Consider the following 13,447-nt stretch of genomic DNA (forward strand, 5'->3'; position numbering starts at 1 on the left):
GATGAACGCCTTCCCCAGACCCATCCCCTGGCCCAGACCGTGCCGGTCCACCCCCGCCGCAGCCGCACCCTGGCCATACGACAGCGCCAGCTCCAGCGGAGCCCCGCCGCGGCCCGGCAGCGACACCAGCGGCAGCACCGTCGTGAACGCACCCGTCTGCTCACTGATACTGCCCGAAGCCCCCCCGCCCAACGCCACCGCACCCGACACCCCGCCGACGGCAGCCGCCACGGATCCAGCGGGCCCAGCAGCGGGCGTGACCACTGGCACGGTGGTGACGGCCACGACTACCGCGGTGGCCAGCCCCACACGGCGCAGCCAGCCGGTATTTTCGGCTCTGGCCACCCCAGCAGAATCAACGGGCAGACGGTGCAGCATGACATCTCCAGCCAGGAAGGGCATACAGGTATCGGCCCAGCCAACCGGCCTCCTTCACCGGACGGAATCAGGCAACCGGCGCCTCAACGGCCTGACAGGCGACAGGCCGACCGGCCGGCCGGCAAGGCTTTCCAGGGCCAGGCCAGAAACGGGATCCGCCCGCCTCAGGCGAGAGCCTTTGGTCGGCTCCAGGACGCCGCAACCGCAAGCGCACGTGCCCTGACCGCAGCGCCTGCCGGATGCCTGTAACACACGGCGCAGTCCCTTTTTGCCAGGGGCGGGCCGTGCGGCGTCCAGGCGAGCCGGGCGGTCCGGACTTTGCACCCGTCTCTACAGGCCGGTACGCACGCCGCCGCCAGAGGCATGCCGACAGACGGCAGTGCACCGGTCTCTCTTTCTCCTTCACCTGGGGAACCGGCGGCCGAGCATCTCTGTATGCTGCCGCACTGTCATTGTCGATCATCGTGGCCAGCTCGGGCGCGGTGAAGCAGAAACGCTGGAAGTGGGCCGACCCCGTCCGTTACGCCGCCTCATCGTGCCTCAAGACGTTTCGGGAACAGCGCGGGTCAGATGTGCGAGGGCGGCGTGCAGGACGGTGGCCAGTTCACGGGCTCCCGGCTCGCTGTCCATGTCGCGCACTACCAGGCTCATGCGGCCGGTGGGGCGGAGGCGGCAGTTGCCGGGTAGAGGCCGGTCATCGTCTGCGCGGCGGCCGTTGCGCGCGTATGGCCGGCCGTTCGATGACGCAGAAGACCGGCAGGGCCAGGCAGATGACCTGGATAGGAGCGGCGACGCGGGGGTTGTGCTCGAGGAAGCCCGGTGTGACCCCGAGTGGCCCCTTGGAGTCGTGGTAGCGGCGCTCGACCGCGGCCCCTGGCCCTTGTAGTGGACCAGGACCGGCCCCGGGGCAGCCTGCTCGGTGCGCTGCTCATCTCCGGGGACGGCAAGACGGTCTACGCCGCGACGGCCGATACCACTGGGGCGGCATCTACGGAGGTCGACCCCTCCACCGTCGACGTCCAACGCAGCGCCTCCGCCAGGATCGAGGCTGTTCGAAGCCTCGCGGCGTCACCGGAACGCGGGCACGGGTACGCCGTCAGCCGAGCCGTAGAGGAGTTCCAGGTTACGGATTGCACGCGCAGCTGTCCGGTGAATGGGCCGGCACGACGGGTGACGGGCCGGGCTGGCTAGGACCAGGCCAGAGGGGCCGCTTGGAGGCGGTGGGTTTGCTGGGCGCGCCGAGGCCAGGCCGTGGCTCTCCGGGCTGCGGCTTTCGCCGTGCCAGGACCCTGTTGGGACTTGCTGCCCGCGGAGCTTTACGTCCCGCCGGTGCCAAGGCCGGTGTCCGGTACACCCGGCCGTGGGTGGTCTGCGTCGATGGTGAAGAGACCGCCGTCCGGGTCTTGGAGGGTGGTGTGCCGGGCGTCTTCGATGCCGGAGGGGTCGTGGGCGACAGTAGTGCCGCCATGGGCCAGAGCGGCGGATACTGCCGTATCCAGATCGGCGACGCTGAAGTGGACTAGCCAGCGCGGCCGTAGCTGCGGTTGGGGGGCGGCCTGCTTCACAGGGCCGCTGGTCAGCCGGGCGACGGCGCGACCGCCCCGCCGCAGAACAACCTGGTCTTCCTCGTATGACGTGTCGCCGACGGTACCACCGCCCTGCCCCCACCCCAGCACCTCCCCGTAGAAGAGGGCTGCATCGAACGCATTATGTGTGCGCAGTTCCAGCCAGGCAGGCGACCGCTCGGAGCCGACACTCCACTCAGCGAGCATGTCCCCGTCCCAGACACCGAATACAGCTCCTTCCCGGTCAGCCACCAGGGCGGCCCGGCCGCCCGCTACGTACGAAACCGGGCCGACTCCGACCGTGCCGCCCCTTTCCCGAACGCGGCCGACCGCCGCGTCGGCGTCGTCTACGGCGAAATACGCGGTCCATGCAACTGGTACGGCAAACTCCGCGGCAACCGCCCCGATACCAGCCACGGGCACACCGCCGACCTCCGCAACAGAGTAGGCCCTGCCCAAGCGGCCCGGCCGGAACTCCCACCCCAGGACCGCCTCGTAAAAGCGCTCAGCCCCCTCGCGGTTCCGCGCCGCCAGGCTCAGCCAGCAGGGTGCACCGATCAGGTCTGCCGCCAAGATGACCACGTGTCTCTCCGTTCCGGGTCGCCGTGCCGAGGCCGGACTCCGACGTTCCGGTTCCCTGGGTTTGCAATACCGATTCCGCCTCCGCACGAAACACCTCATCCAGATGCACCGGCATTGCCCGTAGACCGGCTACTTGCACCCCGCCTTTGGCACCCCCCGGACTTCCGGGCGAACAACACCGCCGCCGGCTCCGCCACAGACCCCTGACCACCGCCATTCCCATACTGGGAACCGGATACTCCACAATAGACCGGGCGGATGCGGCCCGCGCAAATGCCCGTCTGCCGGGAATGGGCAAGGCGCGGTCGGCAGCGCACCGAGCCCCAGTAGTTTCACTGGGGACCCTTCCGGAATCCGCCCTGCGGCGCCCTGTGGGCCGGTCCGGCGGCGCCCACATGACCGCACCGCGACCACCGGACAGTCCCGAACAGGTCTGGCCGAGGTTGTCGGATCCCTGACGCTAGGTGTCTCGTCCACGGTTCCGTTGAGGGGTTGTGGCGTTGCGGCCGCAGACGGCCAGCGCGGGTCCAGGCAGCGCCGGAGGTGCACGGTGGGAGCGTGTTCAGCAGCTTGAGTTCCTGGCGGCTTGGCGCCGGGACAGAAAGGATCAAGCCGTGGGCGCCTTCTGGCCTGGCCCGCAAGCACGCAGGTGACGGGCCTCGGCCTTGTTCTGCCCGCGGAGCAGCCGTCCCAGGCCCGGTTCGCCAGCCGGCCAGGACTGCGAAGCTCTCCTGGCCGTGGACGAGCCGCAGGGCAGGCGGGAGCGCAGGTCCCACGCCGGTCATCTCTACGGCCAGGTGACGGGCAGCGTCCAGTGAGGGAGGGTTGCGGTGGGCTCGAGGAGGTGCTGTCGGTAGCCGCCCTCGACCCAAACATGCCGGATGCCTGGATGGCCGACGGCGACCTGGTCCAGGAGGTGGGTGGCTGAAACTGTGCGCATGGGCGACCAGACCGTGCCCCAGCTGGTGATCGGGAGGCCAGACCACGGATGGGGTGGCGTGTCCTGCCTGACGGACCTGAGGTGCCCCGAAGTTTCCGGACAGCGGCCCTATGGACCGGCTCCGCCAGCGGTCCAGGAATCGGTCTGTCGATCGTGATGGCGAGTTCTGCCCTCGCCAGGCTGCGCGGCTTCAGGGGCATGCTGAGACCAGGCCGGGTCTCCTCCCCCCGGCATTCGGCCGCTTCCCTTTACGAACCGGGATCTCGTCGTCCAGCACATCGGGCCTCAGGCGAGTTGAAGGTGTTCCAGCGAGACTGGACCTGAGGGTTCAGGCGCTCGCACCGGACTGTCAGCGGCTGGTGGGCGCGGAGCTGGCCGGGCGATCCTCGCCGGGATCATGGCCAAAGCCGGGATCCTCGCCCTCCACACGCACTGCCAAGGCGACTCGCCCGCAAAGGCAAAAACGGCCGGTGGAGGCCGCCACACCCCGCTGAACAGCACTAATGTCCCCGCCTAGCGAAACGCTCCAGGAGCGCATTCCAGCTGCAGCTCTGTCGGGTATGGCGTGCTTTGTTGTTGACGCGGGAGGAATGGGGGCATCTGCGTGGTGGGGCGGGTCCCCACCCGGCCAGCGGAGACGCCCCGGTGTTCGCCTATTCCTGCCGCGTGTGACTTGGAGCTGGAATTCCTCGAAATGGTGACCATGGTTTCTCGTCGCGGCGGAGGGGACTGGCCTTGCGAGCCCGGCCGCCGTACGACGGGCCCGGTGCGCACCGCTCTGCCTTCGCAAGCACAACACTCCCGAACAGATCGAGGTCGGCTGCTGGACCGGCGTGGCCCTGTGTCCCGCAGAGGCCGCGCCGTCGTTGAGGGAGGCGCTCGCCGGCCACCCGGCGACGGAAATGTGCTTCTTGACGGCACCGTCGCCGAGACTGGCCGGGCCCAGGCCGAGGTCCACTACTCCGGCAAGGCTCGCCGCGAAGGTGTGAACCTGCAGGTTGCCGCCGCGGACGAGAGAGCAATTCTGCGGATCCCGCCGGCCCTGCCCGGCGCAAGCCATGACGTAACGCCGCACGGGTGCACCACATCGTGACCATCTGCGCACAGCTGGACCTGGAGTCCTGGCCGACAAGGGCTACATCGCAGCTGACGGCACTGTTACCACGCTGGTCAAGCAGGCCGAACAGCGACCTCTTGCAGCAAGCACCAGGCACTGAACAAGGCCCCTGCGGCACTCCGGGCCCCGGGTCGAGCGCACCATCGCGAGAATCAAGCAGTGGCGCATCCCCCGCCATGCCCGGCCGCTGTCCCCAAGGACCTTGCTGACCTGCGGCCACCCACCAGATCGAGCCGGTTAAGAGGGGTTGCTGCGTCACCCTGCCGTGGCATCCCGGCTGAATCGCATCGACCCCTGGTCCGCAGAGTGGCCTGTCGCAAAATGCGCCGCTCGGCTCGTCGCAGAGTCGTCGTACCCGGACGGGACATCCGCGCCTGGACGGCTTCCTCCATGCTCTCGCCGCGTACTGCACACGAATTACGGACTCAGGACATTGCTAGTCCTGGATCGTGATATCGGCGCCGTAATAGTTGTCTTTAGCTTCACATGTGATATTCGTGTTGTCCCGCAAATTATTGACAGTGCACCCGCCCGTGTTCCATCCCCAACTGTCAACCTTCATTCTTACTTCGATGTTATCCGAGCTTCCGTCAATGCCGTAGTAAGCGGTTGCGTACGTTGGGCCGGTGGTCCACCAGGTGAGATGGAAAGTGGCCGATTTGCCGGGCTCGATGCTCGACCCGTCGGCCGGGCGGCCGTCCTGGAACTGGTCGCCCTTTACCCACTGGAGGGTCAGCGTGTGGCTGCTGTTGTTGATTACGTTGAAATTTGAACTGAACTGTGCATGCGGGGCCCCGTCCGAGAGCTGCGGGAAAGGAGCTTGACTGGCGCCTGCAGTGGGGGCTCCGATCACACCTGCCACCAGCGCAACAGAGGCAAGGGCAGGAAGAATTCCCGCGCGCCTCAGCCGCCGTGACGGCCAGAGACGCTGTTCCGGCCCGTCGGCCGGTTCCCGGCCCAGCGTTGTCATAGAGCGGTTACGTACCAATTTCTCCACCACTTTCCAGGCAATTGCACAGTGCGCCTGACAGCCATCGCGGCTGCGACGCCTCAGCATGGTGGCAATACCTCCAGGGTCATGCATCGGTCGATCGGTGGGTCTCTCGGCTGACGGCACTACCGGCTCGTCGTTGGTGGGCGTGGTCAGGTCAGGGCTCTTGCAAGTGACGGCAGCTGTGTTCCGGTGTCTGTACTGGTCAGCGCCTTGGCGGGGGGCATGCGGGCATGAGGACGGCCAACGCGATCATGAACGTTTGGTGTGACGCCTCAAGAGACGGTGGCCCGTGGACGCCACAATGCCCAGCAGGCGTGGGGCGGTTGGGGAGTGTCATGGCAGCCGGCGCGGGGTGTTTCACATTGCGTGAAAATGCGGGTGCGGCCGCCGAGGTCTCGGGGCTGTTGCTGGAGGTAGACATGCGCGCTCCTGGACGCTCGGTTCAGCCTTTTCGCCAACGTCGCCCTGGCGTGGGTCGGCACCGCCTCGGCTTCATTTCAGCACCACCTCACCAGGCCTCCTCCCGCCCCGACACCGTGTGGGTCCACTACACGCGCATGGCCCGCGAGCGACGCCCCGACGTGCTGCCGCACCTCAGCATCCAGGTCAATACTCTGTCTTTCCGGCGTGGTGACACCATCGGTGGACCTCGCTCGCACGGTCGCTGGCAAGCGCCAGAATCAGTCGGCCCCTGTCCGTCCTCCTACCTCCTCCGAGCTGCTTCGGAGCCGACCCCTGGCTGTGGGGCTGTGAACTCCTGAGGCTGCTCCTGCAGGCCGGGGGGACCCGGGAGCAAGCGCAGCACCTGTTCGCTCAAACGCGTGCCGGTGCATCTGACCAGCAGCCCGGCGGCGCAAATGACCGTTGACGGCCCACCCGGTCACATCGTGCGAATCCTCGCCTCGCACCACAACAGCCTCCAGCCGGAGACGCAGGACGTCCTCGCCCAGTTCGTCAGAACGGGTCGGACCGATGATGCCGAATGCGCCCATGACGCGCTCTACGCGCTTGTGACTGACCCGCCGGCCGGTGTCCCTCAGCTCGGCAGTGACACGCGGAACCCCGTCGGGCAATCCGATTCTGTTGGATTCGCGTGATGCGTCCGGCGAGCTCGGCATCGGCCCGGGCCCGGCCGGCCCGCGCGCCCGCACCGGCCAGATGCCGGTAGAAACCCGGCCGTGAGACCCGCAGTATCCGCCACAGCCGCTTGACGCCGAAGACGCGATGATCATCGAAAACTGAAAGCGGCTGCTCACCAGCTGGTCTCGCCAGCCAGATACTTCACGGTCCTCCGAAGGATCTCCTGCTTCAGCCGAGGAGCTCCTTCACCCGCGCCCGCAGCTGCCGGTTCTCCCTCTCCCTCGCGGTGGCCTCCACGGCCCCGGGCCGGGCAGCCTGCTCCGCATCCCGGGAGACGAGCCAGATGCCATATCTGGAAGCAGGACTTGGACAGGCAGCAGCGGGCACGGGCCGGTGGGCAGCGAGGTGAGCGCCGGACGTACCGTCCCGGTCAAGTTCTCCCTCAGCGGAGATGAGGGCCCGGACATCCGTGCCCCGCACGCTCCTTCCTCCCGGTGGGTGGCCTGCAGCTCCAGTGCACCTGTCGAGATCGTCGAGTCCACCGCCAGCCAGAGCGGCCTGACCTACCTTCCCGCCACCCAGGAATACCAGTACAACTGGAAAACCCAGAAAGCCTGGTCCGGCACCTGCCGTACCCTCACCCTCGACGACGGCACCGTCCGGACCCTGAACTTCCAGTTCAGTTAAGCGCGGCCTCGCGGCCGCCGGGTCCCGTGCACGACAGCGGAACCGGAAGGAAGGCGAAAGGCGCCGGCAGCACGCCGGCCGTCCTGGATGCCGCCGCCACGGTATCCCTCTCCCGGCGGCGGCATCCGTCATACCCGCGCCCTGCCCGGGAGCCCAGGCCCTCGCTGATCGACTTGGCTCGCCCGCCACGCCGGAGAACACCGGGAGGCGGGGTCGGGTTCTGCCTCAGCGCCCTTTGCACCCCATAGTCATTCCGCGTCCTCAGCGAGACGGGTGGGGCCTTACCCCACACCACTCGCCCCCATCTCTCATCACCGTCGGCCCCCACTTGCGTGGAGCGGGCGGGGTGCCCGTGTCTGCTTGGTTGGCCCTGGTATGAGCTTGTTCCGCTTTGACGGGCACCTGCACTCTCTCGGTTTTGTGATATTGGAGCGAGAGGTGCGATGTGACGGTTCGGGTGCCAGCGGGTGGGCCGTCAGTGACGGCAGGCCAGGTAAGGGTCTTGTCTTTTCCCTTTTAGGGCGTGCGGGAAGGGCGGCGTTGCTGATTCTGCAGCGGGGTGGCTCTCATGGGGCGGTACCTATGTCTGGAGACGCACTTCTGACCGTTCCGAGTGCTTCGCGGCTGCACCGTGGTGGCGTTGGTGTCAGGTGAGCGCGCTGTGGGCCCGGTCGTCACGGGGTCGTGCCGCGGCCGAGAGCAGTGCCGGCTTCCCAGACGCTGAAGTCGTCAAACGTCAGATCGTTGTCGAGGTATGCGCGTATGAAGTCAGGGGCAGACTGGTCGGTTCCCATCTGGCCGGCTCGCTGGGGCTCTATGTATTTAACTCTGTTCTTTCCGCGGTAGGCTAGTGCTGCATGAGCGGCTTTCCTGCTGGTCTTTTCTAGTTTCTTCGTGCCCCAAAGGGAGAGCAAGAATACTGTCCCCCGCGGGCGCGAAAGGATTGCGTCGTTCATCTCGGAGGCCGATTTTCCGCTGTATATAGCCGGTCCATAAATTATCCGGTTCTTTGTGCGCGTCCAGTTGCGATGTTTGTCTGTAGGTGCGATTTTTCGCCCCTGAGTCAGATTCTCAATGCAGGAATATGCAGTGAGGCCGCAGATCGCCTTTCCTCCGCTCCTTCTGGCGCCTTCTGATACGGCTGGCAGATCTGCCAGGGTTTTACTTTGCCCTGTATTCAAGCCACGTGATTCTGCACTCCATTTCAGGTTTTCCCATTCCAAGTCGGAAAGTTGCTTGACCCCCTTTTCGATGTATCTGACGGATCTGTCTTTCATCCAGGCCCCCACCTTGGAGACTGCCCGGGAAACTTGTTTGGCGGCGTGGGGGGCGAGGATGCTGCCGATAGAGAGGGCGGCGCCAGCGGCGGCGAGGGTGATAGCAGCGATCGTCATGGGGTCGTCGATGCGGTTCCGGCCCAGACTCATGGCGGCGATTTCGAGTGCGGTGCCCGCTGTTTCGAGGAATCCGCCGATGGCCGTGGTGACACCCAGGAGGCCCGCCGGGCCGCCGAAAACGGCGGTGAGGGCGAGTGCGATGACCATGGAAGCGACCGCGGTCCCGATGACAGCCCAGCCGGAGTCAGAGATTGCGGTGGTGCCTTCGGGGTCGATGCGGTTAACGGGGTTGGCGCTCATGGCCTGGTAGCGGTTGTGCTGGGGAGCGGGGTCGGGGGTAGTGAACCGTCCGGTGGCGGCATCGTAGAGGCGGGTTTTGAGGTACTGGGTGCCGTGGGGGTCAGAGTATTCGCCAGCGTAGGTGAAGGGCTGGCGGGCCGCCCCAGACGGGCCGGCGGCGCTGGCCGGGGCGGCGGGATGGGGTGTGCCCTCAGGGGCGGCGGGCTGGCCGTAGTCGGTGTACTGCCAGGCCTGGGACACCTGTCCGCCGTCAGCGGTGGTGAGGGCGGTGGTGTTCCCGTGCCGGTCGGCGAGGAGGTAGCCGGCGCCGGTAGGGGCCGCCTGCTCTGCCCCGTCACCGGTGAGGGTGCGGGCCTGGCGGATGCCAGCCAGGAGGTAGGAGGCGGTGGCTGCGGGATCGCTTTCCCCGGTACTGCTGCTGGTGGTGTGGGTGTCGTTGAGGAGGGTGCCGTCGGGGGTGTAGTGGAAGACGGTGGTGTGCTCCTGCCCGGCCAGACCGCTGCCGCCAGCCCCGCTCCCCGTCCCGGTACCGGCGCCTGGATGTGCCCCGGTACCGGCACTGTTTTCAGAGTCCGCGCTGCGGGGGGCGGGGCTCTGGGTGAGGGTGGCGCGGGTGCCGTCGGCCCAGTAGGTGTAGCGGACCGTAGTGCCGTCCGGGGCGGTCATGACGGCGGGCTGGCCGTGCAGGTTGTACGCCCAGCGGGTGTCGTCATGGGCAGTGCTGAGATTGCCGTCCGCATCGAAGACCTGCTTCACCAGCCCAGGGCTGCCATCACCGCTGGTGGTGCGGGCGGTAAGGCGGCCGCTGGTGTCGATGCTGTTCTCGGTGGCCGTGGTTTTCCCGGCCTGGTCTCCGGTATGAGGCGTGATCTCAGTTTTCACGACGTCGCCGGAGACGTTCAGGGTGTAACGGGTGGAGGTCAGCGGCTTGCCGTCCGCGCCGGTGACCTCTGAGCCGGTGAGACGGTTGTACGCGTCGTAGGTGTAGCGGGTGGTGGTGGTCACCGGCCCGCCTGGCGTGCCGCCCTCCCCGGCCGCAGGCCGGGTGTCAGTGCGGGCGGTGACGTTGCTGTGGCTGTCGTAGGTGTAAGCAGCTTCCGAGATAACCTCGCCGCCGCGAGTGGTCGTCTCCCGCTTCACCTGATGGGCATCGGTGAACTCGGTTTGGGTAGTGACGCCGTTACCGCGGTCGGTCTTCGTGATGCGTCCCAGGCCGTCGTAGGTGTAGGCGACCGACGCCTTCACCGGGCTGTCCTGATCGTCCCGTTCATGCTGCACCGCTGTGTTGAGGGTGCCATCGGGGTTATAGGTGTAGAAGGTCGCCAGCCCCGCGGTGTCCGTCGCTTTCTGCAGCTGCCCCGCGCCCCCGTATTCCTGCCGGACTGATTTGCCGTCGGGGTAGGTGACGGACGTGACGTTGCCGTCGGCGTCATAGGCGTAGGAGATCCGGCTACCGTCCGCGTCATCGGGGCTGAACACGGCAGTGACGGCGCCGGTGTGCGGGTCGTAACTGTAGCCGGTGCGCTCGGTGGTCTTCCCGTCCGCCGAAGTCACTGCCGTCTCTGTGACCTGTCCGGTGTCCTTGTTATAGGTATAGGCGGTGCGGATCCCGGACGGAGAGACGGCTTCCTTCACCTGCCCGCCGCCGGTGTACGCGAAGACGGTCTTGCTGCCGTCGGGGCGGCGTTCCTCAACAGTCCGGCCGGCGGCATCACGGATGTGGCTGGTACCAGAGCGCTCCTCACCTCCCTGTCCCGCGGTGAGGGTTTTCACCACTGGTGCACCAGTCAGATCACGGGAGCTGCTGGCCGTGACGCTCTGGCCAGGGAACGTGCCGGTGTTCTGGGGAGTAAGGGTGGTGACGGCAGGGGTGCCGGCTGCGCTGCGGGAGGGGGTGAGGGCGATGTCGCCGGACACTGCCCGGGCGGTACGGCCCAGACCGTCATACACAGTGCTGTTGCCGGCTTGCTCCGTGCCGTCTGCGAACGACGAGTCCGAGGCGACCGGGCGCTCGGCGTTATCGCGGGTCTCGGTGGCAGTGACCACCGCTCTGGCCGGGTCGGTTTCCCCGGCTGGGAGGGTCAGCGTGGTCACCGTGGACGTGACCGTGGTGGCGGCATCCGTATAGACGGTGAGCCGGGTCATGCCGTTCGGGGCGGTGGCTTTCACCGGCCGGCCGAGGGAGTCGCTGGTGGTGACGGTGGTCCGCCCGGCGGTGTCGGTGACCTCCGCGGTCCGCCCCCCGTCGGTGAACGTGACGGCCTGCAGGGTCCGGGCGGCCGGATCATCGGTGAGCTGGCCGCCGGATACGTTGTCGGTCTCTTTCACTACCCGACCCAGCAGATCCCGGTGCTGTACCGTCACGTGCGGCTTCCCGCCCTGCCCCGGCGTGGTGACAGTGGTCGTGAGCGGGGTGTAGGCGGTGGTGACGGTCAGGCCCTTGCCGTCCGGTCCGCCCGGCTCCGTGTACGTGGTAACACGCCCGGCCTCGTCGTAGCCGGTTTGCGTGGTACGGCCGTCGGTGCCGGTAGTGCGGATGACCTGGCCGGTGACCAGGTCGGTCACCTCGCTGGCCGTCCCGGCCGCGGAAGTGACAGTGGTGGTGCGGGTCCGGGCCCCGGTATCGGCGGTGGTCTCGTAGGTTTCCGTGAGCTCGTCTGGGCCCTCCATGCCGTCCGGCTTCGCCCCCTCCGCCCAGGTAACGCTCTTGCCCGTGAGTTCACCATGGCCGTTGGTGGTGAACGCGGTGACGGTACGGGCCGAGGGCTCCTCCTCCCCGGCGTTCTGCACCGCTTCAGTGGTACGGGCGATGCTCTTCCGGTCCGGGGCGAGGGCATTTTCGGTGACAGTTCGGCTGCCGTCCGTGCCGGTGACGGTGACCTTCACCGGCAACCCGAACCCGGCAGGCACACCCTCGCCGGTGGGGGTACCGAGGGCGGTGGGGTCATAGGCGGTGACGGTGACCGCGCCGGTAGCATCCGTGCGTTCCGTCTCACGGCCGTGTTCATCGAACCTGGCCGTCTCGGTCGTGGAACGGGACCTCCCCGTGGCAGGGTCGTGGACGGTGACCTCAGCTTTCACCGGCTTGCCGTAGTTGGCGGGCAGCGCAGACGCCGGCGGCGGAGCCTGCCCGCCCTCCCGCTCGCCTTCATAGGTGAGCTGCTGACTGCGGACCGGAACCGGTTCACCGTTGATGTCCAGCGATGCGGTGCGTTCTTTCAGCAGGTGAAGGCTGTTGTAGACGGAGCGGACGGTGGACTCTCCGTCGGACAGCTCGGTCACGTACCGGTAGTCGGCATCGGCGGAGTCAAACAGCGCATCCGCACTCTCGTACTGGCCGCGGCCGGTGAAGTCATGCCCGGCATGCTCGCCCTCAGTACTGAGGCGGAAGGTGCGCTCGGGAGTGAGGTTGTTCCCTTCCGGGTCGGTCACCTTCAGCGAGGAGGCCACGGGGAAGCCGTGCGGGGCGTCGTAGCCGATGCGGGTCACCGCCCCCATGGGGGTGTCGACGCGGGTCAGGAGCCGCCCTGGCTGGTTTTGGGGGGTGTGGTCCCATGCGAGGCGGGTGACCTGCTCCCCGGGGTAGGTGATCGAGGTAAGGCTGCCGTCGTTGAGGCGGAGCACTGTGCGGGGGTGTTTGCTGTCGCTGCGGACGGGTGAGGTGACCGTAACCTCGCCGTGGATGCGATAGTCGAAGGTGACGGTCTGCCCCCAGGCATCGACCGTTTTGACCAGGCGGTGCTGCCCGGTGTGGTGCTCCCACAGGTAGGCGGTCTCGTTGCCAAACTCATCCCGCTCCGCGATCAGATCACCTTCCGCGGAGAAGAAGAGCTGGCGGCCGTCGCCGTAGGCCAGCACCCACCGGTACTTCCGCAGCAGGTCAGCGAGGCCCTCGCGCTCGCGCAGGACCCCAGGTGCATCACGCAGGGCGAGGTCTTTGAGGAGGTAACGCTTCAGGCCGGTGCCGGTGGTGTCGCCGGGATGGATCGGGTAGCTGCCGGCCCCTGAGGGGGTGTGCAGGGTGCCGCCGCTGTCGGGGTCGATGAACGGCTTGCCCAGGCCGATACCGGCCCCGAGGCCGTGCCGGTCCGCGCCCGCGCCCGCGGCATTCTGATCGTAGGCGAGTGCCAGTTCCACCCCGGTGCCGCCACGCCCCGGCAGGGAGAGCAGCGGCAGGACGGTAGTGAAGGCGCCGGTCTGTTCGTGAATGCTGCCGCTGGCTCCGCCGCCCATCGCAACCGTCCCCGACACCCCCGCCGCGGCAACAGCGCTGGCGGCAGCAGCTGTGGTGGTGGCGGTGACGGGGACGGCGGTGACGGCCATCACGACGGCGGTGGCCAGCCCCATTCGGCGCAGCCACCCCGCCCCTCGCCGCCCAGCACCCGCACCGCCGGGTGCTGGGCGGCGAGGGGCGGGGGGGTAGGCAGCGGTTCAGGGGTGTGCCATTGTCCCCACCCAACCGCTTCC

General features: G+C 67.6%; 5 protein-coding genes and 1 pseudogene. 1 reads left to right on the forward strand and 5 read right to left on the reverse strand.

Annotated elements, in window-relative coordinates; translation table 11 throughout:
• The 4 genes and pseudogenes from ACFZBD_RS33645 to ACFZBD_RS33660 all read right to left on the reverse strand — a co-directional run.
• A pseudogene (locus ACFZBD_RS33645) lies at nt 1-378 on the reverse strand (hypothetical protein); the annotation flags it as partial.
• 1,316 nt (nt 379-1,694) lie between these two features.
• Complete coding sequence (locus ACFZBD_RS33650) at nt 1,695-2,525, reverse strand: VOC family protein (RefSeq protein WP_391147196.1); 831 nt, start codon at nt 2,523-2,525, stop codon at nt 1,695-1,697.
• 2,493 nt (nt 2,526-5,018) lie between these two features.
• On the reverse strand, nt 5,019-5,639 hold the full coding sequence (locus ACFZBD_RS33655; protein WP_391147199.1) for a hypothetical protein: 621 nt from the start codon (nt 5,637-5,639) through the stop codon (nt 5,019-5,021).
• Between the two features lie 617 nt (nt 5,640-6,256).
• A complete protein-coding gene (locus tag ACFZBD_RS33660; protein WP_391147217.1) occupies nt 6,257-6,808 on the reverse strand; it encodes an IS3 family transposase in 552 nt (183 codons plus the stop codon).
• A 241-nt stretch (nt 6,809-7,049) separates the two neighbouring features.
• Between ACFZBD_RS33660 and ACFZBD_RS33665 the strand changes: the two genes are divergently transcribed.
• Nucleotides 7,050-7,343: a PxKF domain-containing protein gene (locus tag ACFZBD_RS33665; protein ID WP_391147201.1), complete on the forward strand. Its 294-nt coding sequence runs from the start codon at nt 7,050-7,052 to the stop codon at nt 7,341-7,343.
• Between the two features lie 674 nt (nt 7,344-8,017).
• Here ACFZBD_RS33665 and ACFZBD_RS33670 read toward each other — a convergent pair.
• Complete coding sequence (locus ACFZBD_RS33670; RefSeq protein ID WP_391147204.1) at nt 8,018-13,327, reverse strand: RHS repeat-associated core domain-containing protein; 5,310 nt, start codon at nt 13,325-13,327, stop codon at nt 8,018-8,020.
• Nucleotides 13,328-13,447: the final 120 nt, after the last annotated feature.

This window comes from Streptomyces sp. NPDC008121 (genome assembly GCF_042957155.1).
Lineage (GTDB): Bacteria > Actinomycetota > Actinomycetes > Streptomycetales > Streptomycetaceae > Streptomyces.